This is a genomic window from Microlunatus kandeliicorticis (assembly GCF_014137855.1).
In the GTDB taxonomy this organism is placed as follows: domain Bacteria; phylum Actinomycetota; class Actinomycetes; order Propionibacteriales; family Propionibacteriaceae; genus Microlunatus; species Microlunatus kandeliicorticis.
The window spans coordinates 455,318-481,890 of record NZ_JACGWT010000003.1 but is presented as its reverse complement, the minus strand read 5'-3'; the positions used below and the strand labels follow the sequence as shown (position 1 = coordinate 481,890).

Here is a 26,573-nt window from a genome sequence, read left to right as displayed (position 1 = left end):
GCCGATCCTCGCTGACGCGGCAGGAAACGGCCGCTCGTTTTCGTGTTGCCGTAGGTCCGAGCGGGCGGTCGCGGCCGGTGCGTCGTCGAGCGGTCAGATCCTGCTCGTCAGGCCAGGGCGTTGAGCGTGACCGACACCGCGAGCGCGGCGGTCCCGACCTCCTCCAGCACCCGCAGCCGCGGGTCCGCGGTCGGGACCAGCCCCGGCCGCACCAACCGACGCAGCGCCGCCAGCCGCTGGTCGGCCAGCACCGCTTCGACGCCCTCGCGGTGGCCACCGGTGACCAGCGCCTCGAGCCGGTCGGTCTCGGGGAGCAGCAAGCGGACCGCCAGCTCGGCGGCGGCCTCGTACACCTGACGGGTCTGGTTGGCCCGGCGGCGGGCGTAGCGCTGCTGCGACCAGCCACCGGCCTTGGTGCGACCCTGGACGTAGCCGCCGCCGATCTTGGAGACCACCAGCCGGTCGCCCTCGAAGACACCGACGGCGTGCCCGCCGCGGCGGACCAGCAGCACCCCGAAGCGGTGGTCGCGGGCGATGTGCCTGGTCAGTGCGTCGAGCGCCGCGTCGCCGGTGGTCCCGGCGTCGGGGTCGAGCGGGGGGAAGGGCACGCTGACCACCGCCCGGGCACCGTCGGGGGAGTCGAGCCGGACCTCGGTGGCGGTCGCGGCGGCCACGGTGTCGGGATGGTTGGTCCGATAGCGGGCCAGCCAGCCGGGCCAGCGGCCCCGGGCGACGGCGACCTCGCGGTCGGGGATCGCAGCGTCGGACAGCACGACACCTCCGCAGCGATCGGGCCGGGTTCCGGGCCCGGACGTGGACGAACCCGCGGGCTGGGCGAGGCTTCCCTCCGAGGAGGTGGTCGAAGCCCCGGCCGGATGGACTCTCCGGCGCCCGCGGGTTCGGGTGTTGGCGTTGGATTGAGCCGGCCGCTACGACCGGTCCGCCATGGGTGGGTCAGCAGGTGCTGACCCGGTCAGACCGGACGGCTAGCTCGCCGTCACCTCACGCGTCCGTAAACCACTCATGTATCGGACCACCTCCCTTCTCGTGTACGTCCACGGTAGGTCGGGTGATCAAGAGCGGTCAACGGTGTTTCCGGACGAGTTCGGCCGGCCCGAGGTCTGGACCACCCGGGCGGGGCGCCGTGCGGCTCTCGTACTGTCCCGTCCATGGATCCGGTGCCCGGCGGTGACTCCGCGCTGCTCGACCCCGCGTTGATCTGTGCGGTCGACCTCGGCGGCACGTTCACCAAGATGGCGCTGGTCGACGCCGCCGGTGGCGTGCTGGCCGAGGACCGCGTGCCCACCTACCTGTCCGCCCGCGAGGTCGGCGACGACGGCAGCGGCAGCCGGGACTGGCTGGCCGCCGAGATGGCGCGCTTCGTCGACGCCTCGCTGCCCGCCCTGCCCGGCCGGGCGGTGACCGGCTTCGGCGTGGTGGTGCCGGGCATCGTCGACCGCGGTGTGGTGGTGGCCGCGGCGAACATCGGCTGGTACGGCATGCCCCTGGCCGCCGGGCTGAGCGAGCGGCTGGGCCTGCCCGGCGGGGTCGACCACGACGTCCGCGCCTCCGGCCGGGCCGAGTGGCAGCTCGGCGCCGGGCGCGGTGTGCAGAACCTGATGTTCGTCCCGCTCGGCACCGGGATCGCCGCCGCGCTGGTGGTCGACGGCCGGCTGCTCCGGGCCGACGGGTACGCCGGCGAGCTCGGTCACATCCCGGTGCCCAGCGCCGGCGACACCCGGTGCGCCTGCGGCGCGACCGGCTGCCTGGAGATCGTCGCCTCGGCCGCCGGGGTCGAGCGCACCTTCGCGCGGCTGACCGGGCGCACGATGACCACGCCGGCCGACAAGGTGGCGGGCCTGGCCCGGTCCGGCGCACCCGCGGCGGTCAAGGCGTTCACCCTGGCCGGCACCGCGCTGTCCGAGGCGCTGCTCACCGCGCTGACGCTGCTCGGTCCCGAGGTGATCGTCATCGGTGGCGGGCTGTCCGGCGCGGCCGACCTGATCCTGCCCACCGTCGAGGACTACCTGACCGCCCACCTCGCCTTCCAGCGACGGCCCCGGCTGGCGGTGGCCGAGTTCGGCAGCCGGGCCGGCGTGGTCGGAGCCGCCCTGGTCGGTCGCGAGCTGATCGCGGCGGCCCGGTGAGGATCCGCACCCGGCACCTCGCCACCGGGACGCAGGTGATCGACGACGCGGTGATCACGATCGAGGACGGCGACGTCGTCGCGGTCGGGCCGGCCGACCCGGCCACGGCGGCCGACCAGCCGGTCGACCATGATCACGACGGCTGGGTGCTGCCCGGCTTCGTCGACACCCACGTGCACGGCGGCGGCGGAGCCGACTACGCCCGGGGCGACGCCGACGAGATCCGCCGTGCGGCGGCCTACCACCGGGCGCACGGCACCACCAGCACGTTCGCCAGCCTGGTCACCGCCGAGATCGACGAGCTGGTCGACCAGCTGGGCGTGGTCGTCCCGCTGGTCCGGTCCGGCGAGCTGGCCGGCATCCACCTCGAGGGGCCGTTCCTCTCGCCGGCCAAGCGCGGGGCGCACGAGCCGTCGCTGCTCCGCCCGCCCGACCCGGAGAGCATCGAGCGGCTGCTCGAGGCCGGTCAGGGCTGCCTCAGCATGATCACCATCGCTCCCGAGCTGCCCGGGGCGCTCGACGCGATCCGCCGGCTGCGTGCCGCCGGGGTGACCGCGGCGATCGGCCACACCGACGGTGACGAACGGACCACCCTGGCCGGGCTCGACGCCGGCGCCACCGCGGCCACCCACCTGTTCAACGCGATGCGCTCGATCCACCACCGCGCGCCCGGTCCGGTGCCGCGGCTGCTGACCGACGAGCGCTGCCTGGTCGAGCTGATCTGCGACGGCGTGCACACCCATCCTGAGGTGCTCGCGATGGCCTTCGCCGCGGCCGGGCCGGACCGGTTCGCCCTGGTCACCGACGCGATGGTGGCCACCGGGATGAGCGACGGCGACTACGCCCTCGGCGGACTCGACGTCCGGGTGCAGAGCGGCGTCGCCCGGCTGCGGAACCCGGACGGCACGCTCGGGTCGATCGCCGGCTCCACCCTCGGGACCGGTGGTGCGGTCCAGGTGTTGCACCGCGAGGTCGGGCTCGGCTTCGCCGACCTGGCCGCGGTGGCGGCGGCCACCCCGGCGCGCTGGCACGGGCTCGACCGGGTCGGCGTGCTCGAGCCCGGGCGTCGCGCCGACCTGGTGCTGCTCGACGACGACGCCGGACTGGTGCGGGTGATGCAGAACGGACGCTGGGTCGAGGAGGAGACGCGATGAGTCTGGTGCGACTGACCGAGGTGCTCGGCGGCTCCGGCCCCCGGGCGGTCGGCGCGTTCAACGTGATCATGATCGAGCACGCCGAGGCGCTGGTGGCCGCCGCCGAGCGGGCCGGACAGCCGGTGGTGCTGCAGATCTCCGAGAACGCGGTGAAGTACCACGGTGCCCTCGAGCCGATCGCTCGCGCCACGCTCGCGGCGGGGGAGGCGGCGGCGGTCCCGGTGGTGGTGCACCTCGACCACGCCACCCGGACCGATCTCACCGAGGAGGCGATCGCGCTCGGCTTCGGCTCGGTGATGTTCGACGCCTCGAAGCTCGGCTACGACGAGAACGTCGCCGCCACGGCCGCCGTGGTCGCCAAGGCGCACGCGGCCGGCGTCGACGTCGAGGCCGAGCTCGGTGAGGTCGGCGGCAAGGACGGGGTGCACGCGCCCGGCGCCCGGACCGACCCGGACGAGGCGGCGGCCTTCGTCGAGGCGACCGGGGTGGACGCGCTCGCGGTCGCGGTCGGCAGCTCGCACGCGATGACCGAGCGGACGGCCAGCCTCGACCTCGAGCTGATCACCCGGCTCCGCGACCGGTTGCCCGTGCCGCTGGTGCTGCACGGCAGCTCCGGGGTGCCGGACGACGAGCTGGTCCGCGCCGTCGAGGCGGGGATGCGCAAGATCAACATCGGCACCCACCTCAACGTGGTGTTCACCCGCGCGGTGCGCGAGCGGCTCGGGGCCGACCCCGACCTGGTCGACCCGCGCAAGTACCTCACCCCGGCCCGCGAGGCCGTGGCCGACGAGGTCACCCGGCTGATCACGCTGCTCGCCCGCTGACGTACGGCGAAGGGCTTCGACAGGCTCAGCCCGCGTCGTGCCGTGCGCTGAGCCCGCGCTTTTGCCGTGCGCTCAGCCCGCGTCCCCTGTCCCGTGCGCTGAGCCTGTCGAAGCGCGCGTCCCGCTGTCCGTGCGCTGAGCTTGTCGAAGCGCGTCCCGCTGTCCCGTGCGCTGAGCCTGTCGAAGCGCCCCGCCTAGTTGATCCTGACCTGGTTGTAGCGCTCGAGGGCGTCCAGCCGTTCGGTCTTGTGGTCGACGATCGGGGCCGGGTAGCCGGCCGGAGGCCCGCCGGGGGCGTCCCAGGGTTCGGCCAGGTGCTGGGTCGGCAGGTCGCGCAGCTCGGGCACCCAGCGCCGGATGTAGGCCCCGTCCGGGTCGAACTTCTCCGCCTGGGTGGTCGGGTTGAACACCCGGTAGTAGGGGGCGGCGTCGAGACCGCAGCCGGCCACCCACTGCCAGTTGAGCTGGTTCTGGGCGAGGTCGCCGTCGCGCAGTCGCTCCATGAACCAGGCCGCACCGTGCCACCAGCCGATGTGCAGGTCCTTGGTGAGGAACGAGGCCGTCAGCATCCGCACCCGGTTGTGCATCCAGCCCTCGGCGAGCAGTTGCCGCATCCCCGCGTCGACCAGCGGATAGCCGGTCCGGCCCTGCTTCCAGGCCTCGAACGCCGGCCCCGGCTCCTCGACCGGCAGCCGGGCGAACTCGGCCCGGATCGGTGCCGACACCGCGTCGGGGCGCTGCAGCAGGGCGTCGGCGAAGAAGTCGCGCCAGGCCAGCTGCCGGGCCAGCGCCGCACCACCGGCGGTGCGGCCGAGCTCGGAGCCGGCCAGGTCGGCCAGCAGCGTCCGTGGGTGCAGCTGCCCCCAGCGCAGCGGCACCGACAGCCGCGAGGTCGCGTCCGCCCCGGGCAGGTTCTGGTTGGTCTTGTAGCCGCTCACTCCGGCCGTGCCGGGCTGCAGGAAGTCCGCCCACGCCTCGCGGGCCGCCCCCTCGGAGGCCGCGGCGACGTCGTCGGGGTCGGCCTCGGGCAGGGGCACCCGGCCCGGCAGCGCCCGCGCCCGTTCTTGGCCGACCCAGGAGGCGGACGCCGGGTCGAGCCGCTCCGCCGGGCCGTGCATGCCGTGCGCCTCCCAGGCCCGGTGGAACGGGGTGAACACGCGGAACGGCAGGCCGCTGCCGTTCCGCAGGGTCCCGGGCGCCACCGCGTAGGGCGATCCGGTGGCCACCAGCGCCGCGCCGCTCTCGGCGAGTGCGGCGGCGACTGCGGCGTCCCGACGCCGTCCGTACGGTCCGAAGTCGGCACTGACGTGCACCTCGGTGGCCCCGGTCGCGGCGGCGACCGCGGGCACCGCCTCGGCCGGGCGTCCTGCCACCACGGTGAGGCCGGGACCGCCGCCGACCCGAAGGTCGGCGTCGAGCGCGCGCAGACCGGCGTGCAGCCAGCGGGTGCGCACCTCGCCGGCCCGACGCAGCAGCACCGGGTCGAGCACGAACAGCGGCAGCACCGCGCCGGCGGAGGCGGCAGCCAACAGGGCCGGGTTGTCCGCCAGCCGGAGGTCGCGGCGCAGCCAGCAGACGGCGACCCCGGCTTTTCTGGACATGCTCTAATCTTGCACGCGAGCGCCGACACCCCTCTCGACCGCGAGGCCCAGGGTGGACGGCCGGGGGCGACGGAGGAGGCGCAGGCGTGAGCGAGCTGATCGACACGACCGAGATGTACCTCCGGACGATCTTCGAGCTCGAAGAAGAGGGCATCGTCCCGCTCCGGGCCCGGATCGCCGAACGCCTGCACCACAGCGGCCCGACTGTGTCGCAGACCGTCGCCCGGATGGAGCGCGACGGGCTGGTCCGGGTGCTCGGGGACCGCCACCTCGAGCTGACCGACGAGGGACACGACCGCGCCACCCGGGTGATGCGCAAGCACCGGCTGGCCGAGCGGCTGCTGACCGACGTCATCGGGCTCGACTGGGAGCTCGTCCACGAAGAGGCCTGCCGCTGGGAGCACGTCATCTCCGAGGACGTCGAACGCCGGCTGGTCACCCTGCTGGACCGTCCGCAGGAGTCGCCGTACGGCAACCCGATCCCCGGCATGGGTGAGCTCGGGGTGACCGACGCCCCGGCGGTGTTCCGCGACGGCAACGCGATGCTCAGCGACATCCTCCCCGACCACGACGGCGAGATCCGGGTCCGGATCCGCCGGATGAGCGAGGAGATCCAGAAGGACGTCACGATGATGTCGACCCTGCGCGAGGCCGGGGTGCTGCCCGGGGCCGAGGTCGGCGTCCGCACCGGGGGACTCGGCGTGGTGCTCAGCGTCGCCGACCGGCCGACCGCCGAGATCGACAAGGAATCGGCCACCCACCTGTTCGTCGACCGGCTCGCCGGCTGACCGACGCGGCGTGGTCGCCGTGGCAGGATGAGCGCCACGACGACGTCCGGAGGCACGCGACGATGATGAGGGCGGCGGGGGCTCACCGCGACGATGGCTGACGACCCGTTCAGCTGGCCGGACTTCCTGGCCTCCTTCCACCGCGACCACGCGGGCGCGGCCGAGGCCGTGCTGTCCCGCAGCCTGGCCGGCGACCACAACCCCTACCGCTGGCTGGCCCGGGCGGTCTCCCGGGAGGCGCGGCTGGTCGTCGACCTGGCGTGCGGGTCCGGGCCGATGTCGCGGGAGCTGGTCCACGACGGCCGGACGGTGGTCGGGGTCGACCTCTCCGCCGAGGAGCTGGCGTTGGCCGCCGAGCGCGGTCCCGGTCCCTGGGTGCGGGCGGATGCGCTGCGGTTGCCGTTCGCCGACGGTTCGGTCGACGCGGTCACCTCCTCGATGGGTCTGGTGGTGGTCCGCCCGCTCGGGGCCGTGCTGGCGGAGGTGGCCCGGGTGCTGCGTCCCGGCGGGGTGCTGGCCGCGATCGCCCCGGCCGCCCGTCCGCTGGCCGCCCGCGACCTGCGGGTGCTCAGCCGGCTGACCGGGATCCTGCGCACCTCGCCGCAGTTCCCCGGGCCGCTCGAGCTGGCCGGATTCGCCAAGACGTTGCGGGCCCACGGACTGCAGAAGGTCGAGGACGCCCGCGAGCGGTACGCGTTCACCGTCGCCGACCGCGCCGACGCAGAGCTGATGCTCTCGGCGCTCTACCTGCCGCAGACCCGGCCGGCCCGGGTGCAGGCGGCGGTCGAGCACCTCAGCAGCCGGGTGGACGAGCGCGGGCCGGTCAGTCTCGCGGTGCCGATGAGGCGGTTGGTCGCCATCAAGTGACGGCTCGGGTCGCCGGTGCCACAATCGGCCCGAGAGCCGTCCCGGCTCCCACGTCCCGCACCGCGGGCATCCCCACGAAGGAGTGTGTGATGGCAGTTTCGGTCGATCTCGCCAAGGGCCTCGACAAGGCCTACGAGGACAAGACCCTCGAGGAGATCCTCAGCGCCTCCCCGGCCGCCCTGGCCGGTGTCTCGGAGGCCGACGCCGCCGCGCTGCAGCAGGCGTTCGGGATCAAGACGGTCCGCGACCTCGGGTCCAACAAGTACTTCGCGCTGGCCGGCGTGCTGGTCGCCCTCTCCAACAAGCTCTGAGCCAACAAGCTCTGACCCGACCAGCTCTGGGCCGCGTGCACGCGGGCCGCCCGACGGGGAATACCCGCCGGTCGCGGCCCGTTGTGCTGGCTGAACACCACTCACCACGAGCAGATCCGAGGGAGCCTCTTCATGGCCACCGTTGACATCAGCGCCGACACCTTCGAGCAGACGATCGCCGACAACGACATCGTGCTGGTCGACTTCTGGGCCGACTGGTGCGGTCCGTGCAAGCGCTTCGCACCGGTCTACGACAAGACCTCCGAGGAGCACGACGACGTCGTGTTCGCCAAGCTGGACACCGAGGCCAACCAGGAGCTCTCGGCCGGGCTCGGCATCACCGGCATCCCGACCCTGATGGCCTTCCGGGAGGGCGTCTTGGTCTTCAACCAGGCCGGCGCGCTCCCCGCGCCGCAGCTGCAGGAGGTCGTCCGCGCGGTCAAGGACCTCGACATGGACCAGGTGCACGCCGAGGTCGAGAAGATGAAGGCGGAGGCGCAGGGCAACTGAACCCCGCCCCACAGCACGCTCTGCACGGCCCGCGGTCCTCGACCGCGGGCCGTTCGCATGCCCGACAGCGTCGGCGGCCCCGCTCGACGGGACGGCCGTAGGATGTGGCGCCGGCCCTCGTAGCTCAGGGGATAGAGCAACCGCCTCCTAAGCGGTTGGTCACAGGTTCGAATCCTGTCGAGGGCGCCGTTCAGCCCGCGAGCACCGACCAGCCGTGGGCGCCGACCACGGAGGGCCCGCGGCCCGGGTCGCCGGGGGAGCGCTCGACCACCGTCCAGTCGCCATCACCCGGCACGAGTTCCGCGCTCTTCTCGCCGACGTTGAGCAGCAGCGCGAGCCGGCCGTGCTCGGCGCCGGCCCGGGCGGTCAGCACCACCGCGACCTGTTCGTTGCTCAGATCCTCGGTCCTCAGCTCGGCGTCGACCAGCCACGGGTGCCGGCGCCGGACCGCGATCAGCATCCGGTAGAGGTCCTCGACGCCGCCGCCGGGACGCTCCTCGAGCTCGGCGGGGTCGTCGGGGAAGGCCGGCCGGATCGCGTCGTCGCCGCCGAGCCGTTCCTCCTTGACCGCCTCGAGCCCGAACTCGTCGCCGTAGTAGACGCTCGGCACCCCTGGCAGCAGGCACAGCAGCGCGACCGCGTGCGGCAGCAGCCGCCGGTCGCCGAGCTGGCTGGCGATCCGGGTCACGTCGTGGTTGCCGAGGAAGGTCAGCGGGACGAACGAGGTCAGCAGCTCGGCGTGCCGCCGCAGCGTCCAGTCGAGCTCGAAGAAGTTGCGCTCGCGGAGCGACGACCAGACCGCCTTCCACAGCTCGTACTGGGTGACCGCGTCCAACCCGGACGCCTCGACGTAGCCGGCGTAGTCGCCGTGGATGACCTCGCCGACGAACCAGGCGTCCGGGTGCCGCTCACGGACCCGCGGCAGCACCTGAGCCCAGAACGGAGCGGGCACCGCGTAGGCGGCGTCGAGCCGCCAGCCGTCCGCGCCGGCGTCGAGCCAGTGGTCGAGCACGTCGACGACCAGGTCGGCCACCTGCGGGTTGTCGTGGTTGAGCACCACCAGCCGGCTGTGCCCCTCGAACACCTCGGGCTCGGGCCAGCCCGCGGGACCGGCGGTCCAGCGGAGCCAGCGTCCCGGCTCGGAGTCCGGCCCGGCCTCGATCGCGCGGCGGGCGATCGGGTGGTCGCGCCCGAGGTGGTTGAACACGCCGTCGAGCAGCACCCGGACGCCGCGGGCGCGGCAGCGGTCGAGCAGCGTCCGCAGCGTCTGCGTGTCGCCGAGCCGGCGGTCGACGGCGTGGTGGTCGAGGGTGTCGTAGCCGTGCGACTGCGCGGCGAACACCGGCCCGAGCGCGAGCCCGTTGCAGCCGAGGTCGACCAGGTGGTCCAGCCAGCCCTCACCCGGGAGCCCGTCCGCGACATCCCCATCGCCCGCCTCCGGGAGGCCCTCGGCGGGCGCGCCGGCGAAGCCGAGCGGGAACACCTGCCACCAGATCACGGTGTCCGCCCAGTCGCGCGCTGTCACCCGAGCACTGTAGGCGGGCCGCGCCCGGCCCCTAGACTCCGCGGGTGGCCCAGCGGAGGACGACCCGACCCGAGCGGCGCAGCAGTGGCGCGCTCGCGGCGGTCTGGCTGGTCGCCTCGCTGGCTCTGGTCGCAGTGCCCGCCTGGGTCGGTCTGACCCGACCGGACCCGATGCTCAACGGCCACCCGGTCACCCTGGTGATCGGGTTCGCGCTGCTGGTGACCGGCGTGGTCGGGGCGATCTGCGCCGTCGTCGTCCTGGTCGACCGGCTGCGACGACGGCGCGGCGGCGACAACCCGCCCCGCCGACGCTGGCGCACCGCGGTGTCGGTCCCGGTGCTGGTCCTGCTGCTCGCCACCACGGGGTTCCTCGGCTGGAGCCGGCCGTTCGCCGCGGATCCTGTCGCACTGCAGGCGCTCGACACCACCACGACGGTCCGGGTGGTGCAGCGGCTGACCTCGTACACCCTGTTCCCCACCCGCGAGACCCGCACCGGGGCGGCGATCCCGCCCACCACGGGCCTGGTCTTCTATCCCGGCGCCCGGGTCGACGCCCGCGCCTACGCCGCCCTGCTCCGCCCGCTGGCCGAGGCCGGCTACGTCGTCGTGGTGGTCAAGGAGCCATTCGGGATCGGCCTGCTCGACCCGGGCGCGGCCCGTCGGATCCCAGCGCTCTATCCCGAGGTCACCCGGTGGGTGGTCGGCGGTCACTCGCTCGGCGGGATCCCCGCGGCCACCGTCGCCGACGACGACCGCACCTTCACCGGGCTGGTCCTCTACGCCTCCGAGCCGGCCGGGACGCTGACCCGCACCGACCTCCGGGTGCTGTCGGTGTCCGGGTCGAAGGACGGGCTGGAGACCCCCGACCGGATCGCCGCCGCCCGTGACCGGCTGCCCGCCGACGCGACCGCGGTGGTCGTCCAGGGCGGGGTGCACGCGTTCTTCGGCGACTACGGCAACCAGCCCGGTGACGGCGTGCCGACGGTGTCGCGGGAGCGCGCGCAGCAGCAGATCGCCGCCGCCACCCAGAAGTTCCTCGCCGCCCTGCCTGCCGGGACAGCGCCCGGTCGGCCGGGCGCCACCCCGAGCGGCACCGCGGGTGGGACGAGCGGACCCAGCCCGAGCGCCACCCGCACCGGCTGACCGAGCGTGGTGGCCGCCGCACCCGGCCCCTACGATCGGGGCCATGAGCGACGGTCTGAAGCAGGCGCAGGAGAAGATGCGGGCCGCGGGGGTGGCCGACGAGGCGATCACCGTGTTCAGCCACTACTACGGCGAGCTCGAGTCCGGCGCGACCGGGATGATCCCCGAGGACAGCATCGACCCGGTGGCCGAGCCGACCCTGATCGCCGACGTGGAGATCGGCGAGGAGGAGCAGCGGGCCGCCTTCGCCAGGACCGCGATCATCAAGCTCAACGGCGGGCTGGGCACCTCGATGGGGATGGACAAGGCCAAGTCGCTGCTCCCGGTGCGCGACGGGCAGAGCTTCCTCGACCTGATCGTCACCCAGGTCCGGGCGGCGCGCGAGCAGTGGGGGGTCGACCTGCCGCTGCTGTTCATGAACAGCTTCCGCACCTCCGAGGACACCCTCGCCGCACTCAGCGGGTACGACGGCCTCGAGGTGGGCGGGCTCGGGCTCGAGTTCGTCCAGAACCAGGAGCCGAAGCTCCGCGCCGACGACCTCGCCCCGGTCGAGTGGCCCGCCGACCCGACCCTCGAGTGGTGCCCGCCGGGTCACGGCGACCTCTACACCGCGCTGGCCGCCTCCGGGGTGCTCGAGCGGCTGCTCGCGGCGGGCTACCGGTACGCCTCGGTCTCCAACTCCGACAACCTCGGGGCCGCGCCGAACCCGAAGATCGCGGCCTGGTTCGCGGCCAGCGGGGCGCCGTACGCGGCCGAGCTGTGCCGCCGCACCCCGGCCGACGTCAAGGGCGGCCACCTGGCGATCCGCAAGTCCGACGGCCGGCTGATCCTGCGCGAGACCGCGCAGACGCCCAAGGAGGACATGCACTACTTCACCGACGAGTCGCGGCACCCGTACTTCCACACGAACAACCTGTGGTTCGACCTCGAGGTGCTGGACGCCACCCTCAAGGAGCGGCACGCGGTGCTCGGGCTGCCCTTGATCAAGAACGAGAAGACCGTCGACCCGGCCGACAGCTCGTCACCCGCGGTGATCCAGCTCGAGAGCGCGATGGGCGCCGCGGTCGAGGTGTTCGAGGGCGCGACCTGTCTCGGGGTCGGCCGCGAGCGGTTCCTGCCGGTGAAGACGACCAACGACCTGCTGCTGCTGCGCTCGGACGTCTACGAGGTGGGCGGCGACGGCCGGCTGACCCGGGTCGCCGACCCGGCGCCGCTGATCGACCTCGACCCGTCGTTCTACAAGACGATCGGGAAGTTCGAGCAGCGTTTCCCGGCCGGGGCGCCCTCGCTGAAGCGGGCCAAGAGCCTCACCGTCCGCGGCGACTGGACCTTCGAACGCGGCGTCGTGGTGGAGGGCGCCGGTGAGCTGCCCGACCAGGGCAGCCCCGAGGTGGTGGCCACCGGGGCGCTGATCAGCGGCTGACGTACCGGCCCTTCGACAGGCTCAGGGCACGTGACCCGTCGGAGACCCGTGACCCGAGCCTGTCGAAGGGCGCGGTACGCGCATCCGTGCCCTGAGCCCTCCCACCCAGGACGGCCCCTGAGCCTGTCGAAGGGCGCGGCGGGCGGATCGTGCCCTGAGCCCTCCCACCCAGTAGCTCCCTGAGCCTGTCGAAGGGCGGGCGGATCGTGCCCTGAGCCCTCCCACCCAGGACGGCCCCTGAGCCTGTCGAAGGGCGTCGTGGTCGTGCCTCAGAGGACGGTGACGACCTCGTCGAAGCCGAGTCGCGCCTGGCGCGGCCGGAAGGCGCCCTCGGCGGGGTGGCCGATGTTGACCACGAGGACGGCCCGGTGCCGGCCGTCGGGGAAGGCGACCCGGCTGACCGCATCGGCGTCGAACCCGCCCATCGGGCCGGCGGCCAGCCCGGCGGCGCGGACGCCGATCATGAAGTAGGCGGCCTGCAGCAGCGCGTTGGTGCGGGCGACGTCCTCGCGGGCCTGCTCGGCCGAGGCGAAGCGGTCCCGGGCGGCAGTCGCGTGCGGCGCGGTCCGGTCCATCTCCTCGTGGAAGTCGACGTCCGCCGCCAGCACGGCGACCAGCGGGGCGGTGCGGGTCTTGTCGCGGTTGCCCTCGCTCATCGCGGCGACCAGCTGCTCGCGGACCTCCGGGCTGCGGACCAGTGCGACCCGCAGCGGCTGGGTGTTCATCGCGGTGGGAGCCCACTTGACCAGGTCGTGCACCGCGCGCATCTGCTCGTCGCTCACCGGCTCGTCGGTGAAGGCGTTGGCGGTCCGGGCCTCGGTGAACAGCAGCTGCTGGGCCTCGGGGTCCAGAGCCAGCAGGTCGCTCTCGAAGTCCTGGTCGAGGGAGCGTAGATCGTAGTCGAGGGTGGTCATGGCGGTTGAAACCTCAACCGTCTCGTGGGGATTCCCGCCCCGGGTGTGAAGCGGGTCACCCGGTGTGGGCGTCGCGGGCCAGTCCGTCGAGCAGCACGGTCGCGGTGAGCTCGGCGACCGGTCCCGGGTCGAGCTCGGGGTGCCGGAGCAGTCGGTCGACCATCCCGTCGACCGCGGCCTGGTAGGTGGCGGCCAGCATCCCGGCGTCGAGGTCGGGGCGGACGTCCCCCTCGGCCTGGCCCCGGGCGAACAGCGCCTGCTGGGCGGTCTGCAGGCCGGCGTACTCGGCCTCGTCGAGCACCGGGGAGCCGTCGGCGTGCCGCAGACCGGAGACGATCTGGCGGATCGCGCGGAGGTGGTCCGGATGCGTCCGGGGGAGCCGGGCTGCGCGGTGGATCGCTCCGCGCAGCAGCGCCGGCACCGGCGCCTCCAGCTCCACCGCCGAGGCGACCTCACCGACCAGCTCGGCCAGCCCGCGCCGGGCGGCGGCCGCCATCAGGGCGTCGAGGTCGTCGTAGTAGTGCCAGAGCAACCCTTTGGACACCCCGGCGGCGGCGGCGATCGCGTCCGCGCCGGCGGCGGCGTACCCCACCGCGGCGACCACTTCCAGGGTGGCTCGCTCGAGCTGGGCGCGCCGCGCCTCGGGACTCAGTCGCCGCCGCTCCGCCACCGGGCTCACGCCCGTCCGGCGTCGCGAGCCCGGGCGGTGAGGGCGACCAGCAGGACCACCGCGGCCATCAGCACCGCGACCACGACCATCTCGACCCGCATCCAGGTCGGGACGAACCGCGGGATCGCCGCCTCCACCGCGTTGACCAGCACCAGCAGCCCGGCGATCAGGCCGACCGCGCGGAGCGCCCCGCGGCTGCCGCGCAGCGCGGCGCGGAGCCGGAGCGGCAGCAGGACGGCGAACACGGCCACGACGATGGCATGACCCCAGGCCTCCGACGTCGCCAGGGGCGGATCGACCGCCGACAGCACCGCGAGTGCGACCAGCGTGGCCGCGACCAGGGCGACATAGACGCCGACGGCGGCGCGCAGCGGGGCGGCGGTGGAGAGCGAGAAGTCGCGCTTGTTGACCATGTGGTCAACAGTAATGACTGATGAGTCAATAGCGATCGGGTTTCTTGAGGATCAGGACGACCGGCGTTCGCGCGCCGCGGTCCTAGGCTGGCGCGGTGTCTGCCGACCCCGCGCCCTGGGACCGCGCCCTCGGGTGGGCGCTCACCGGTCACGACCACCCCGACTGGCCCGACGCCGTCGCGCCGGACCTCGACCGGGTGCTCGCGCGGCTGGCCGAGGCGGGGGAGAGCCCGGTTGCGGCGCAGGCGGACGCCCGAGCCACCGGACAGCCCTGGCCGCACCCGGTGCCGGACCGGCTGCGCGCCGGACTGGGGGCCGCTCAGCTGGCTGCGCTGATGACCGAGCTGATGACCGAGCTGCAGCGCAGAGGTCTCCCCCAGGCGTCGCAGCGGGCTCCGGTGATCAAGGACCGGGCGCCGGGGCCGGACGAGCTGCGGCTGCTCCGCGACGTCCCCCCGCACTACTGATCGCGACCACCGAGTGCGGCCGGTCGACGCGGTGATGATCACCACCGCCACACCGGAACGCGGCGAGCCCGCCGCGTCGCCGCCGGGTGGGCGGAGACGCGACGGGCTCTCGACGACCGTGCTGTGGTCCGCGCGGACGATCACGCGGACCGGAGGGTCAGGCGATCGGGCGGGTCGGGTCCGTGACGGTGGTGGAGGTGCCGTTCTGCTGCTCGCGGAGGATATCGCGGATCTCGGTCAGCAGGTCCTCGCTGGTGACCGCGGGCTCGGCCTCCTCCTTCTGCGAGTTGAGTGCGCGCGCCCGGTTGTAGGGCGTGATCACCAGGAAGTAGAGGACCGCGGCGATCAGGAGGAAGGACAGCACAGCGCTCAGGAAGGCGCCCACCGAGAGTCCCCACACCAGCTTGTTGGTGAAGTCGGGCACGCCACCGAACTTGCCGATGATCTGCCACAGGATGTCCGTGAAGCTCTTGACCACGGCCGTGAAGGCGGTGCCGATGATCACGGCGGTGGCCAGCTCCACGAGGTTGCCGCGGAGAAGAAAGTTCTTGAAGCCGTTGAGGGTGTCGCCGGTGCCCTTGGCGAGCGCACCCCCGGCGCCACGGAGACGGTCGTTGCGGTTCGGCTGCGGATTGTTCGTGCTCATGGGTGGTTCCCCCTCTAGTGCTGACGACGGAACGGTCTGTGCGACGGGATCGGTTCGAGACGAACCGATGTCGCGACCGCTGCTCGGTCAGGCCGTCGACTGAGCGGCAACAGCGTAGGGCCTGGCGACGGCTCCACGACAGCACCGTCGCGGTCGGTCAGTGCAAGATCACGCCGGCGTCCGTGCCGAGGTCGACCAGGGCCGCCGCCTGCTCCGGGGTGGCCGCCACCAGCACCAGCTGCCCGCCGTTCCCACCGGCGGTCACGCCGAGGCCGTCCGCGCCGGGGTCGGCGGGCAGGGCGACCACCCGGACGTCGGAGGCGACCACCGTCGCGCGCGACCCGGCGGTGGCCCCGGACACGACGTCGACGCGGTCGCCCACCCGGAGCAGACCGGCGATCGTGGCGTCACCGATCCGCAGCGGTGCGATCACCAGCCCGGGATCGGCCAGGGTGCGGTCCGACAGCACGCTGAGGTCGGTCAGCACGGCGTTCGCGGGCAGCGGCGCGACCAGGGTGCGTCCGACGACCGCGGCCGGATCGGTCGCGGCCCCGGTCGGCACGGCGTCCTCGGGCAGGCGGCGGAGGGTGACGTCGGTGGACCCGAGGGTCACGCCGCCGGCCAGCGCCGTAGTCGTCACCAGCACCTCGGTGCTCGGGCGGTCGGGCGGGAGCGCCGCGCTGACCGTGGCCAGCACGGCCCCGACCGCGGCGACCGCGGCGAGCTTGCGGCGATGCCAGGAGACCGCCCGGCCCAGTTCGTGATACAGGTCGTGGAACAGCGACCGTCGGCGCCGCGACCCGGTGGCAGAGCGGCGGGGCGTCGGTGCGGGACGGAGAGGCCTCATGCCTACCACCCTGGGACGGTCGGCCCGGGCCCGCGGGTGTCGTCCACAGGCTCCACGCGAGCCGCCAGGACAACCGGCGTCCTGTGGACGGACGGCCGGCCGCGGACGGGAGGACTAGTTCGAGCTCGTGCCGGCGGCGGCCTTGCTCGTGCCGGTGGAGCCGCTGCCGCTGCTCTTCTCACCGCTCGACGAGCCGCCCGACGAGCCGCTCGAGGAATCCGTGGAGGAGGTCGAGGAGGTGTCGGACGAGCTCTTCTCCGTGGACGACTTCTTCTCCGAGCCGCCCTTCGGGTCGGAGCGGCTGTCGGTCCGGTAGAAGCCGCTGCCCTTGAACACCACGCCCACCGCGTTGAAGACCTTGCGGAGCTCGCCCTGGCAGGTCGGGCACTCGGTCAGGGCCGGGTCGGTGAACTTCTGGACGACCTCGAGGTCGCGACCGCAGGACGTGCAGCGGTACTGGTAGGTAGGCATCGGACTCTCTCGCATCGACACCGGCGCCGGGTGGTGCCCGGGCCGTCAACGGTTTCGACTGGCACTCAAGCATAACGACTGCTAAGCCGGTGCGGCGCGGCTGCGTCGTTAGCATGACGCGGTGCGTCGGATCCCTCGCTGGCTGCTGTTCGGCGTGTTCGTGCTGGTCCTGGTTCTCGCGGCCGGCGGCAGCCTGCTGGTCACCACCGTGCGTCGTCCGTTCCCGACCGTCGACGGGCAGCTGCGGATCGCCGGCCTCAGCGCGCCGGTCGAGGTGATCCGGAACGCCAACGGCATCCCCGACATCTACGCCGACGACCCGGAGGACCTGTTCGAGGCCGAGGGCTACGTCCACGCCCAGGACCGGTTCTTCGAGATGGACGTCCGACGCCACATCACCGCGGGCCGGCTGTCGGAGCTGTTCGGGGCCTCGCAGGTCGGCACCGACGCCTACATCCGCACCCTCGGCTGGCGGCGCGCCGCCCAGGCCGAGCTGGCGGTGCTCTCGCCGAGCACCCGGCGCTATCTCGACGCCTACGCCGCCGGGGTCAACGCCTACATCCGCAACAACGCGCCGGCCGACATGTCGGTCGAGTACTCGCTGTTGCGGCTGACCGGGCTCGACTACACCCCGGAGGACTGGACGGCGGTCGACTCGCTCGCCTGGCTCAAGGCGATGGCCTGGGACCTCGACGGCAACAGCGACCAGGAGACCGCTCGCGCGCTGATCACCGCCAAGCTGGGAGCGGCCCGCGCCGCCGACCTCTACCCGCCGCAGCAGCTCGACCAGTTCCAGCCCATCGTGGGCAGCGGGACGGTCCGCGACGGCCGCTTCGACCTCGCCGCCGGCCGCAGCCAGGGTCGGCCGGCACCGCTCGGGACGTCCCCGGGCTCCGTGACGGGCTCGTCGACCGGCTCGGGGCGGAGCGCGTCGGGATCGGGTCTGGACGGGCTCACCGGTGGCCAGCTCGACGCCGCCGTCCCCGCGCTCGAGGCGGCCGCCCGGGCCTGGACCACGATCCCGGCGGTGCTCGGCCGCGGCGGCTCGGACGCCGGGATCGGTTCCAACGCCTGGGCGGTGTCCGGGTCGCGGACCACCACCGGACGCCCGCTGCTCGGCAACGACCCGCACCTGGCGGTCTCGATCCCGTCGATCTTCATGCAGGTCGGGCTGCACTGCCGAACGGTGAGCGCGCGCTGCCCGTTCGACGTCAGCGGTTTCTCGTTCTCGGGGATGCCCGGCGTGATCATCGGCCACAACGACGCGATGAGCTGGGGCTTCACCGACTCCTATCCCGACGCCCAGGACCTCTACCTCGAGCAGCTCCGCGGCGACACCGCGCGGGTCGGGTCGTCCTGGCAGCCGTTGCAGGTCCGCACCGAACAGATCCGGGTGCGGGGCGAGGCGACCCCGCGGACGATCACCGTCCGGGTGTCGCGTCACGGCCCACTGCTCTCCGACGTCGACCCGCAGCTCCGGCAGGTCGGCCGGGACGGGCCGACGGGGGAGTCGGGGCGGCCACCCGGCGACGGCTACGCGGTCGCGCTCGACTGGGAGGCGCTGACCCCAGGACGCAGCATGGACGCGTTGTTCGCGATCGACACCGCGCAGGACTTCACCGAGTTCCGCGACGCCGCCCGCCTGTTCACCGGGCCGTCGCAGAACATGGTCTACGCCGACCGGGCGGGCCACATCGGCTACCAGCTGCCCGGCCGGTTGCCGTTGCGGGGCAGGGGATCCGGTGATCTTCCCGCCCCCGGCTGGGACAAGGCCTACGACTGGCGCGGCAGCATCCCCTTCGACGCGCTGCCCTGGGAGCTCGACCCGTCGCGGGGGTTCGTGGTCACCGCAAACCAGACGGTGATCGGCGCGCAGTACCCGTACAAGCTCGGCGCCGACTACTCCTACGGCTGGCGCAGCCAGGAGCTGATCGACCGGATCTCGGCCACCCGGCCGCTGAGCCCGGAGGCGGCCGAGCAGCTGTTCAGCGACGACACGATGCGCTACGCCGAGCAGATCGTGCCCGCGCTGCTCAAGGTCAGGGTGAACGACCCGTGGGTCCGGGAGGGCCAGCAGACGCTGGTCGGCTGGGACTACCGGGCGGGGACCGATTCGGCGGCGGCGGCGTGGTTCAGCGTCGTCTTCGCCGACCTGCTGAAAGTCACCTTCGACGACCAGCTGCCCGCCGACCAACAGGCCGACGGCGGGGACCGCTGGTACGCGGTGGTGGCCCGGCTGCTGAAACAGCCGGACAACCCGTGGTGGGACGACGCCCGCACCCCGCGCCGGGAGACCCGCGACGACATGCTGGTCGCCGCGATGACCCAGGCCCGCAAGGACATCACCGCCCTGATGTCCCGGGACCCCCGCGGATGGAGCTGGGGACGGATCCACCAGGTGACGCTGCGCAACCAGACGCTGGGGACCAGCGGGATCAAGCCGGTCGAGTGGCTGCTCAACGTCGGTCCGTTCCCGGTGCCCGGCGGTCCCGCGGTGGTCAACGCGATGTCCTTCGGCAACGACGGCTACAGCGTCCAGAACGGCCCTGCGATGCGGATGCTGGTGGACTGGTCCGCCGTCGACGCCTCGCGCTGGGTCAACCAGAGCGGGGTGTCCGGACACGCCTGGAACCCCGACTACGACGACCAGACCGCGCTGTGGGTGGCCGGCCGGTTCCTGCCGTTCGCGTTCACCCGGCCCGCGGTCGAGGCCGCCCGCCGGCACACCCTGGTGCTGACCCCCAGCGGCTGACTAATTCCTCCTGAGCGTCGCGGCCGGCCGCGGCACCCGCCGGGGCACCGGCTCAGCGCAGCTCGAGCGTGCCCGCCTTGAGGTCGGCGACCAGCTCGCGGCGGCCGTCGTAGAGGCCCTCGACGATCAGCCGGACCACCTCGTCGATGTCGCCGCCCGGGGGCAGCTTCGGCGGCTGCCCGGCCAGCGCGCGGTCGGACAGCCCGGTCTCCAGGTGCGGCGGGCGGGCGTCGAGGACGTCGATCCTGCTGCGCCGGAGCTCGCGCCGGAGCACCTCGAGCCAGGTCGCCGTCGCAGCCTTGCTGGCCGAGTAGGCGGCCATCCCGGCGGTCGGGACGTCGGCCAGCACCGCGCTGATCACCGCGACCGCGCCGCCCTCGCGCAACTGCGGGACCGCGGACCGGACGGCAGTCATCACGCCGAGGGTGTTCACCGCGAACAGCTCCTCGACCACCGCGTCGTCCTCGTCGACCGCAGGCCCGAAGGCGGCCACGCCCGCCGCCACGACCAGGCCGTCGAGCCCGCCGAGCGCCTCGGCCGATGCCTGCACCGCCGACCGCACGGCGTCGGCGTCGATCAGGTCGGCGGTCTGTCGGCTCACCGCGCCGGTGCGCTCGGCGACCTCCGCGAGCCGGTCGGCGTCGCGCCCGATCACCGCGAGCCGGGCCCCGCGCTCGGCCAGCCGGGCGGCGATCGCCTGCCCGAGCACGCCCGTCGCGCCCACCACCAGCACCGCCGGTTCCTGGTCCTGCACCCGTGCCTCCTCCGCTCGCGGGACAGCGGACCGTCCGGCCGCCGCTCGTCGGCGAGGTTCGCGCGGCCGGCCGGAGCCGGATGCACGACCGGTGGGCCCCCGGTCGGGCGCAGCGGCCCGCCGAGGTCGAGACTGGGGAGCATGAACGCTGCCAACGTGCTGCTCGTCGACGCCTTCGAGCGGGTCCACGAGCTGGTCGTCGCGGTGACCGACGGGCTGAGTCTGGACGCCGCCACCTACCGGCCCGACGCCGAGGCCAACACCATCGACTGGCTGGTCTGGCACCTCAGCCGGGTGCAGGACGACCACGTCGCGGGGGTGGCCGGGACCGAGCAGATCTGGCCGAAGTGGCGTGAGCAGTTCGGGTTGCCGTTCGACCCGGACGAGACCGGCTACGCCCAGGACAGCGACGACGTCGCGAAGGTCCGCGTCGACCCGGCCCTGCTGGCCGAGTACCACGGCGAGGTGCACGCGGCGACGATCCAGTTCGTCGAGGAGCTCACCGAGGACGACCTGGCCCGGGTGGTCGACGAGAACTGGGACCCGCCGGTGACCCTGTCGGCCCGGCTGGTCAGCGTGATCGGCGACATCACCCAGCACGTCGGTCAGGCCGCCTACCTGCGCGGGTTGGCCGAGCGCGCCGGGCTCTGAGCTCCGGGACTTGGCGGTCGGGGAGGAGCGCCGGCCGCTGCCCCGGACCGGCCGCGACGTGACCGATCAGCTCCCGGGCGGCGGCCGCCGCCAGACCTCGTCGGGATCGCTGGCCGACGGACCCGGGTAGGGCTGCTGCGGATAGTCCTGCGGCTGCGGAAACGGCTGCGCATACGGCTGCTGCGCAAACGGCTGCTGCGGGTAGGGCTGCTGGGGCCAAGCCTGTGCGGGGTAGGGCGACGCCGGCGTCCAGCCGGCCGGTCCCGCCGGGAGGATCGGCGCCTGGCCCGGCTCGAGCCGGTCGTACCGGACGCCGGACGGTGAGCTCGGCAGTGCGCAGAAGACCAGCACGACCACCGCGCCGACGAAGCCGAACGCGTTGAGCAGGTTGAGCAGATAGAGCTTGCCGGTGTGGCCGGCGTCGTGCAGCCGGCGGACGCTGACCGCGATGCTCGGCACGATCGTCCCGAGCACCCAGAGGCCGAGCAGGGTCAGCGGCAGCGCGAGCAGCGGGCTCTGCGAGGTGCCGGCGGCGTCCGCGGTGGCGGCGCCGATCGACAGGGTGAGCGCCTCGATCACGGCGAAGCAGATCACCTGGGCCAGACACCACCACCAGAACTCGCGCCGGCTCGCCCGGCCGTGGAAGACGGCGTACTTCCGGAGCGCGCGACGGACCGCGGCGCCGAGACCGATGACGTAGGCCGGCTGGTTCAGCGGCGGCTCCGGACCGACCGGGACGGCGCCCCCAGGGGCGAGAGGGCCGTGACTCATGCGTCCAGTGTGCCGAAGGCAATCCGTTGGGCCGCCGTCAGGCGTTTCGCTAGGATCGTCCGCACAGGCAGTGATCCGGCCATCACCGGTGAGCCTCCGGAAGAACGGGCCCGTCGCGGCGGGCCTCACTAGACCCGGACGGGTAGGCCCGTGACAGCCGTCGAACGAGCGGTCGTCCGCCCGGGACCCCGGTGCGGACGGCAAGCGAGGTGGTACCGCGGCGTCGGCGACCGGCAGGTCGGCGCGTCGTCCTCGTGCGGAACGCAGCACGAGAGAGACGACGACCATGGTCTACCCGAAAGCCAGCAGCGGCCGCACTCCCGGCGAGGAGGCGTTCCGCGTCCCGTCCGGTCCGCGCTTCCCCGAGATCGAGGAGCGGGTGCTCGGCTACTGGCGAGCCGACGGCACCTTCGCCGCCTCGGTCGACCGCAACCCGACCGGCGAGAACGGGGCCAACGAGTTCGTCTTCTACGACGGCCCGCCCTTCGCCAACGGGCTGCCGCACTACGGGCACCTGCTGACCGGTTACGTCAAGGACATCGTCCCGCGCTTCCAGACCATGCGCGGCCGGCACGTCGAGCGCCGCTTCGGCTGGGACTGCCACGGGCTGCCCGCCGAGCTCGAGGCGATGAGCCAGCTCGGGCTCAAGACCAAGGAGGACATCCTCGGGCTGGGCATCGAGAAGTTCAACGAGGCCTGCCGGTCCTCGGTGCTCAAGTACACCGAGGAGTGGCAGGACTACGTCACCCGGCAGGCCCGCTGGGTCGACTTCGACCACGACTACAAGACGCTCGACATCACCTTCATGGAGAGCGTGCTGTGGGCCTTCAAGTCGTTGTACGACAAGGGTCTGGTCTACGAGGGCTGGCGGGTGCTGCCCTACTGCTGGAACGACGAGACGCCGCTGTCGAGCCACGAGCTGCGGATGGACGAGGACGTCTACCAGATCCGCAACGACCCGGCGGTGACCGTCGGGCTGCGGCTGGAGACCGGTGAGTTGGCGCTGATCTGGACCACCACGCCGTGGACGCTGCCGAGCAACCTGGCCATCGTGGTCGGCGAGGACATCGACTACGTGGTGGTGCAGGGCACCGGTGATTACGCCGACGAGCGGTTCGTGATCGCCGAGGCCCGGCTCGGCGCGTACGCGCGCGAGCTCGGGGAGGACGCCGCGGACCGGGTCGTCGAACGGCTGAAGGGGTCCGACCTGCTCGGCCGGTCCTACACGCCGCCGTTCTCCTACTACCTGGGGCACGAGAACGCGTTCCGGATCGTCCCGGGCGACTTCGTCACCACCGAGGACGGCACCGGTCTGGTGCACACTGCCGGGGCCTTCGGCGAGGACGACAAGGAGGTCACCGACCGCGAGGGCATCGAGGCGGTGATGCCGGTCGGTCCGGACGGCAAGTTCACCGCGCCGGTCGACGACTACGCCGGGCTGCTCGTCTTCGACGCCAACCTGCCGATCATCGACGACCTCAAGGCGAGCACCCGGGCCCTGAGCCAGGACCACGGTGCCCTGAGCCCGTCGAAGGGCAGCTCCGTCACCCGGGGCACGGTGCTGCTCCGGCACGAGAGCTACGCCCACTCCTACCCGCACTGCTGGCGGTGCCGGAACCCGTTGATCTACAAGGGCGTCTCGAGCTGGTTCGTCCAGGTCACGGCGATCAAGGACCGGATGGGCGAGCTCAACCAGCAGATCACCTGGGTGCCCGAGCACGTCAAGGACGGCCAGTTCGGCAAGTGGCTGGCCAACGCCCGCGACTGGTCGATCAGCCGGAACCGCTTCTGGGGCAGCCCGATCCCGATCTGGCGCTCCGACGACCCCGCCTACCCGCGGATCGACGTCTACGGCTCGATCGCCGAGCTCGAGGCCGACTTCGGGGTGGAGGTCACCGACCTGCACCGGCCGTTCATCGACGAGCTGACCCGACCCAACCCGGACGACCCGACCGGGAGGTCGACCATGCGCCGGGTCGAGGACGTCCTCGACGTGTGGTTCGACTCCGGCTCGATGCCCTACGCGCAGGTGCACTACCCGTTCGAGAACACCGACTGGTTCGAGCACCACTACCCGGGCGACTTCATCGTCGAGTACATCGGGCAGACCCGCGGCTGGTTCTACACCATGCACGTCCTGGCCACCGCGCTGTTCGACCGGCCGGCGTTCAGCAGCTGCATCAGCCACGGCATCGTGCTGGGCAGCGACGGGCAGAAGATGAGCAAGTCGCTGCGCAACTATCCCGACGTCCGCGAGGTCTTCGACCGCGACGGTGCCGACGCGATGCGCTGGTTCCTGATGTCCAGCCCGATCCTGCGCGGCGGCAACCTGATCGTCACCGAGCAGGGCATCCGCGAGGGCGTCCGGCAGGTGATCATCCCGCTGTGGAACACCTGGTACTTCTTCGCGCTCTACGCCGGGGTGGCCCGCGGCGGGCAGGGGTACGACGCGAAGCGGTCGGTCGACTCGACCGACGTGCTCGACCGCTACGTGCTGGCCAAGCTCCGCCAGCTGGTGGTGGAGGTCGAGAGCGCGCTCGACCAGCTCGACGTGGCCGCGGCCTGCGACGCGGTCCGCGGGTTCCTCGACGTGCTGAGCAACTGGTACGTCCGGCGGTCGCGGGACCGCTTCTGGGACGGCGAGAGCGAGACCTCGGTCGCCGCGTTCGACACGCTGTGGACCGTGCTCGAGACCACCTGCCGGGTGGCCGCGCCGCTGCTGCCGTTGATCACCGAGGAGGTCTGGCGCGGGCTGACCGGTGAGCGGTCGGTCCACCTGACCGACTGGCCGGACGCCACCGCCCTGCCCGACGACCCGGGGCTGGTCGCCGCGATGGACCGCGTCCGCGACGTCTGCTCGGCCGGATCGGCCCTGCGCAAGGCGAACGGCTTGCGGGTCCGGCTGCCGCTGACCTCGCTGACCGTGGTCACCGAGGACGCGGCCGCGCTCGCGCCGTTCACCGCGCTGATCGCCGACGAGCTCAACGTCCGCGGGGTCGAGCTGGTCGAGCTGTCCGAGGCGGGGGCCGCGATGGGGGTCAGCCAGACCCTCCAGGTCAACGCCCGCGCCGCCGGGCCACGGCTGGGCAAGGACGTCCAGACTGCGATCCGGGCCGCGAAGAGCGGGGACTGGTCGGTCGGCGACGACGGCACCGTGGTCAGCGGCGGCATCGCCCTGCAGGAGGGCGAGTACACCCTGCAGACGGTGATCACCGGCGCCGGCGAGGGGGAAGACCACCGCGCGGTCGGCACCCTGCCCGGTTCCGGCTTCGTGGTGCTGGACACCGAGGTGACGCCCGAGCTGGCCGCCGAGGGGGTGGCGCGCGACGTCGTCCGGGCCGTCCAGCAGGCGCGACGCGACGCCGGGCTCGAGGTCAGCGACCGGATCCGGTTGGTGCTCGGCGGTGAGGACGAGGTCCGGGCCGCGGTCGAACGGCACGCCGAGCTGATCCGCGAGGAGACCCTGACCCTCGAGCTGGAGGTCGCAGATCCGAGCGGCGACACCCGGGTCGACCTCGGGGGCGGTCGCGCGGTCTGGGTCGTCGCGCTCGAGCGTCGCTGACCTTCGACCGCCGGCGGTGAGAGCCTGCCCCGGCGGGCCCGTCCGCACCCGCGGACGGGCCCGTCGCGGCGCTCGCCGGTGGCGGGATCGTCCACTTTTCTGACTTTCTGAGTTTCTCAGCGAAAGCACAGCGCAGCCGCTACGTTGCCCGGAGAACGGGCCACCGGGGTCCGTCCGGTGATCGTCTTGGGGGATCGAATGCGCAACGCAGCGCGTGTGCTCGCCGTGACCGCGGCGGCGACCTGTGCCGTAGGACTGACCGTCGCACCGGCGGCGGCCGAGAGCCGGGGAGGCGGGTCGCCGTCACCGGTCCGGGTGGTGGCCTCGGGTCTCAACGGGCCGTTCCAGATCGCCGACGGCGGTCGCTACCTGTACGTGGCCGAGAATGGGCCGAGACAGATCACCCGGATCGACCGATGGACCGGGGCGAAGAGCGTCGCCGTGACGGGGTTCGGCGACGCGCAGCCGCAGGGCGTGACGCGGATGGGCCGGTGGCTGGTGATCGTCACCGGCGGAGGTCAGGACACCCCGCTGCCGTCGACGGCGGCCTCGGTGTTCGTGGCCCGCGACGGCGGGACGCCCCGCAAGATCACCGACCTGCTCGCCTACGAGAAGGCGAACAACCCCGACGGACAGGTCCAGCAGACCGGTCCGGACGCCGACAGCCTGAGCAACCCCTACTACGTGGTCCCCGACCCCGTGCACCGCGACTCGGTGATCGTGGCCGACGCGGGCGCGAACGACCTGCTGCGGGTGCGGCTCCGGGACGGCGCGGTGACCCGGGCGAAGGCGCTGCCGCTGGTCCGGACCGGCAGTCTCTGCTCGGGGAACACCGGCAACAACACCGCCGACGGCACCGGGTGCGACCCGGTGCCGACCGGGATCGTGGCCGGTCCGCGGAACACGCTGTACGTGTCCGGGCTCTCGGCCGAGGCTCCGGGTCAGGGCCGGATCTACGTGCTGGACGCCCGCACCTGGAGGATCCTGCGGGTGATCAGCGGGTTGGACGCGCCGACCGGGGTCGCCCTCGACCGGCGCGGGAACGTCTACGCCTCCGAGGTGACCTACGGCGCCCCGGCCGGCGAGCCCGGGCCGGACTTCGACCCGAGCACGGTGGGCCGGATCGTCCGGATCGACCGCTGCGGTCACCAGACCTTCGCCGCCGTCACGATGCCGTCCGGTCTGCTCTGGTCGCACGGCCGGCTCTACGCCTCGGCGTGGGCGATCGCCGGGTTCGTCGGCATCCAGGACGCCGGCCAGGTGGTCACCGTGCACCGCTCGGCCTTCGTGCCGGCGAGCTGACCGGCCCAACAGGACCACGCGCCCCCGTCGCCGCTCCAGGGGGAGGAGTGAGCGGCGGGGG

25 protein-coding genes and 1 tRNA gene are annotated in these 26,573 nt (G+C 73.1%); 15 read left to right on the top strand and 11 right to left on the bottom strand.

All coding sequences use genetic code 11. The features are described from left to right. Positions 1-107: 107 nt before the first annotated feature. Positions 108-773, bottom strand: coding sequence for an acVLRF1 family peptidyl-tRNA hydrolase (locus FHX74_RS11335; protein WP_328823768.1), 666 nt, complete (start codon positions 771-773; stop codon positions 108-110). A gap of 396 nt (positions 774-1,169) precedes the next feature. Between FHX74_RS11335 and FHX74_RS11330 the strand changes: the two genes are divergently transcribed. Genes FHX74_RS11330 through FHX74_RS11320 form a run of 3 tightly spaced genes read left to right on the top strand, consistent with a single transcriptional unit; the run spans position 1,170 to position 4,125 of the window. Continuing rightward, a complete protein-coding gene (locus FHX74_RS11330; RefSeq protein WP_220483764.1) occupies positions 1,170-2,147 on the top strand; it encodes an ROK family protein in 978 nt (325 codons plus the stop codon). Continuing rightward, positions 2,144-3,301 (top strand): N-acetylglucosamine-6-phosphate deacetylase, encoded by a 1,158-nt coding sequence (nagA, locus tag FHX74_RS11325; RefSeq protein WP_182560206.1) that lies wholly within the window; start codon positions 2,144-2,146, stop codon positions 3,299-3,301. The genes FHX74_RS11330 and nagA overlap by 4 nt, the downstream gene beginning before the upstream one ends. Further along, positions 3,298-4,125 carry a class II fructose-bisphosphate aldolase gene (locus tag FHX74_RS11320; RefSeq protein ID WP_182560204.1) on the top strand — a complete coding sequence of 276 codons (828 nt, stop codon included), beginning with the start codon at positions 3,298-3,300 and terminating at the stop codon, positions 4,123-4,125. Before nagA ends, FHX74_RS11320 begins: the two co-directional genes overlap by 4 nt. A 194-nt stretch (positions 4,126-4,319) precedes the next feature. On the opposite strand, the gene FHX74_RS11315 is transcribed toward FHX74_RS11320, so the two are convergent. Further along, a complete protein-coding gene (locus FHX74_RS11315; RefSeq protein ID WP_182560203.1) occupies positions 4,320-5,726 on the bottom strand; it encodes a cryptochrome/photolyase family protein in 1,407 nt (468 codons plus the stop codon). A gap of 86 nt (positions 5,727-5,812) precedes the next feature. On the opposite strand from FHX74_RS11315, the gene FHX74_RS11310 reads away from it, so the two are divergent. The 5 genes from FHX74_RS11310 (at position 5,813) to FHX74_RS11290 (ending at position 8,388) form a co-directional block, all read left to right on the top strand. Further along, positions 5,813-6,514: a metal-dependent transcriptional regulator gene (locus tag FHX74_RS11310; RefSeq protein ID WP_182560202.1), complete on the top strand. Its 702-nt coding sequence runs from the start codon at positions 5,813-5,815 to the stop codon at positions 6,512-6,514. A gap of 93 nt (positions 6,515-6,607) precedes the next feature. Then, positions 6,608-7,381 (top strand): class I SAM-dependent methyltransferase, encoded by a 774-nt coding sequence (locus FHX74_RS11305; RefSeq protein WP_182560201.1) that lies wholly within the window; start codon positions 6,608-6,610, stop codon positions 7,379-7,381. A gap of 89 nt (positions 7,382-7,470) precedes the next feature. Beyond that, entirely contained in the window at positions 7,471-7,692 is a 222-nt protein-coding gene (locus FHX74_RS11300; protein ID WP_182560200.1) for a hypothetical protein, read from the top strand. A gap of 132 nt (positions 7,693-7,824) precedes the next feature. Beyond that, positions 7,825-8,202, top strand: a complete 378-nt coding sequence (gene trxA / locus FHX74_RS11295) for a thioredoxin (RefSeq protein WP_182560199.1) — start codon at positions 7,825-7,827, stop codon at positions 8,200-8,202. 113 nt (positions 8,203-8,315) lie between these two features. Beyond that, positions 8,316-8,388: transfer RNA gene (locus tag FHX74_RS11290), tRNA-Arg, on the top strand. A gap of 4 nt (positions 8,389-8,392) precedes the next feature. Here the strand turns inward: FHX74_RS11290 and FHX74_RS11285 are convergent. After that, positions 8,393-9,727, bottom strand: a complete 1,335-nt coding sequence (locus tag FHX74_RS11285; RefSeq protein WP_182560198.1) for an alpha-amylase family protein — start codon at positions 9,725-9,727, stop codon at positions 8,393-8,395. Between the two features lie 44 nt (positions 9,728-9,771). On the opposite strand from FHX74_RS11285, the gene FHX74_RS11280 reads away from it, so the two are divergent. After that, positions 9,772-10,869, top strand: a complete 1,098-nt coding sequence (locus FHX74_RS11280; RefSeq protein ID WP_182560197.1) for an alpha/beta hydrolase — start codon at positions 9,772-9,774, stop codon at positions 10,867-10,869. A gap of 43 nt (positions 10,870-10,912) precedes the next feature. Continuing rightward, on the top strand, positions 10,913-12,292 hold the full coding sequence (locus FHX74_RS11275; RefSeq protein WP_182560196.1) for a UTP--glucose-1-phosphate uridylyltransferase: 1,380 nt from the start codon (positions 10,913-10,915) through the stop codon (positions 12,290-12,292). Between the two features lie 269 nt (positions 12,293-12,561). On the opposite strand, the gene FHX74_RS11270 is transcribed toward FHX74_RS11275, so the two are convergent. From FHX74_RS11270 to FHX74_RS11260, 3 genes are read right to left on the bottom strand one after another with little or no spacing between them, the layout of a single operon-like run. Then, positions 12,562-13,206 (bottom strand): malonic semialdehyde reductase, encoded by a 645-nt coding sequence (locus tag FHX74_RS11270; RefSeq protein ID WP_182560195.1) that lies wholly within the window; start codon positions 13,204-13,206, stop codon positions 12,562-12,564. Positions 13,207-13,261: 55 nt separating this feature from the next. Continuing rightward, on the bottom strand, positions 13,262-13,885 hold the full coding sequence (locus FHX74_RS11265) for a TetR family transcriptional regulator (protein ID WP_182560194.1): 624 nt from the start codon (positions 13,883-13,885) through the stop codon (positions 13,262-13,264). Continuing rightward, positions 13,882-14,289, bottom strand: a complete 408-nt coding sequence (locus FHX74_RS11260) for a hypothetical protein (protein ID WP_182560193.1) — start codon at positions 14,287-14,289, stop codon at positions 13,882-13,884. The genes FHX74_RS11265 and FHX74_RS11260 overlap by 4 nt, the downstream gene beginning before the upstream one ends. A 95-nt stretch (positions 14,290-14,384) precedes the next feature. Between FHX74_RS11260 and FHX74_RS11255 the strand changes: the two genes are divergently transcribed. Further along, complete coding sequence (locus FHX74_RS11255; RefSeq protein WP_182560192.1) at positions 14,385-14,756, top strand: hypothetical protein; 372 nt, start codon at positions 14,385-14,387, stop codon at positions 14,754-14,756. A 157-nt stretch (positions 14,757-14,913) separates the two neighbouring features. Here FHX74_RS11255 and mscL read toward each other — a convergent pair whose 3' ends face one another. The 3 genes from mscL to FHX74_RS11240 form a co-directional block, all read right to left on the bottom strand. Then, a complete protein-coding gene (mscL, locus tag FHX74_RS11250) occupies positions 14,914-15,402 on the bottom strand; it encodes a large conductance mechanosensitive channel protein MscL (protein ID WP_182560191.1) in 489 nt (162 codons plus the stop codon). A 157-nt stretch (positions 15,403-15,559) separates the two neighbouring features. Beyond that, on the bottom strand, positions 15,560-16,249 hold the full coding sequence (locus tag FHX74_RS11245; protein ID WP_182560190.1) for an SAF domain-containing protein: 690 nt from the start codon (positions 16,247-16,249) through the stop codon (positions 15,560-15,562). 114 nt (positions 16,250-16,363) lie between these two features. Further along, positions 16,364-16,720 carry an FmdB family zinc ribbon protein gene (locus FHX74_RS11240; protein WP_182560189.1) on the bottom strand — a complete coding sequence of 119 codons (357 nt, stop codon included), beginning with the start codon at positions 16,718-16,720 and terminating at the stop codon, positions 16,364-16,366. Positions 16,721-16,841: 121 nt separating this feature from the next. Here FHX74_RS11240 and FHX74_RS11235 point away from each other — a divergent pair, with 121 nt between their 5' ends. Then, the gene (locus FHX74_RS11235; RefSeq protein ID WP_182560188.1) at positions 16,842-19,472 is read left to right on the top strand and encodes a penicillin acylase family protein; all 2,631 of its coding nucleotides are present in this window, start codon (positions 16,842-16,844) and stop codon (positions 19,470-19,472) included. Positions 19,473-19,524: 52 nt separating this feature from the next. Here the strand turns inward: FHX74_RS11235 and FHX74_RS11230 are convergent, their stop codons facing one another. Then, a complete protein-coding gene (locus tag FHX74_RS11230) occupies positions 19,525-20,226 on the bottom strand; it encodes an SDR family NAD(P)-dependent oxidoreductase (RefSeq protein WP_182560187.1) in 702 nt (233 codons plus the stop codon). A gap of 141 nt (positions 20,227-20,367) precedes the next feature. On the opposite strand from FHX74_RS11230, the gene FHX74_RS11225 reads away from it, so the two are divergent. Continuing rightward, positions 20,368-20,877 (top strand): mycothiol transferase, encoded by a 510-nt coding sequence (locus FHX74_RS11225; protein WP_328823767.1) that lies wholly within the window; start codon positions 20,368-20,370, stop codon positions 20,875-20,877. Between the two features lie 66 nt (positions 20,878-20,943). On the opposite strand, the gene FHX74_RS11220 is transcribed toward FHX74_RS11225, so the two are convergent. Next, a complete protein-coding gene (locus FHX74_RS11220) occupies positions 20,944-21,648 on the bottom strand; it encodes a DUF805 domain-containing protein (protein ID WP_182560186.1) in 705 nt (234 codons plus the stop codon). 286 nt (positions 21,649-21,934) lie between these two features. Between FHX74_RS11220 and ileS the strand changes: the two genes are divergently transcribed. Further along, positions 21,935-25,210 carry an isoleucine--tRNA ligase gene (ileS, locus tag FHX74_RS11215; RefSeq protein WP_182560185.1) on the top strand — a complete coding sequence of 1,092 codons (3,276 nt, stop codon included), beginning with the start codon at positions 21,935-21,937 and terminating at the stop codon, positions 25,208-25,210. A 216-nt stretch (positions 25,211-25,426) separates the two neighbouring features. After that, on the top strand, positions 25,427-26,512 hold the full coding sequence (locus FHX74_RS11210) for a ScyD/ScyE family protein (protein ID WP_182560184.1): 1,086 nt from the start codon (positions 25,427-25,429) through the stop codon (positions 26,510-26,512). The last annotated feature ends 61 nt before the right edge of the window (positions 26,513-26,573 follow it).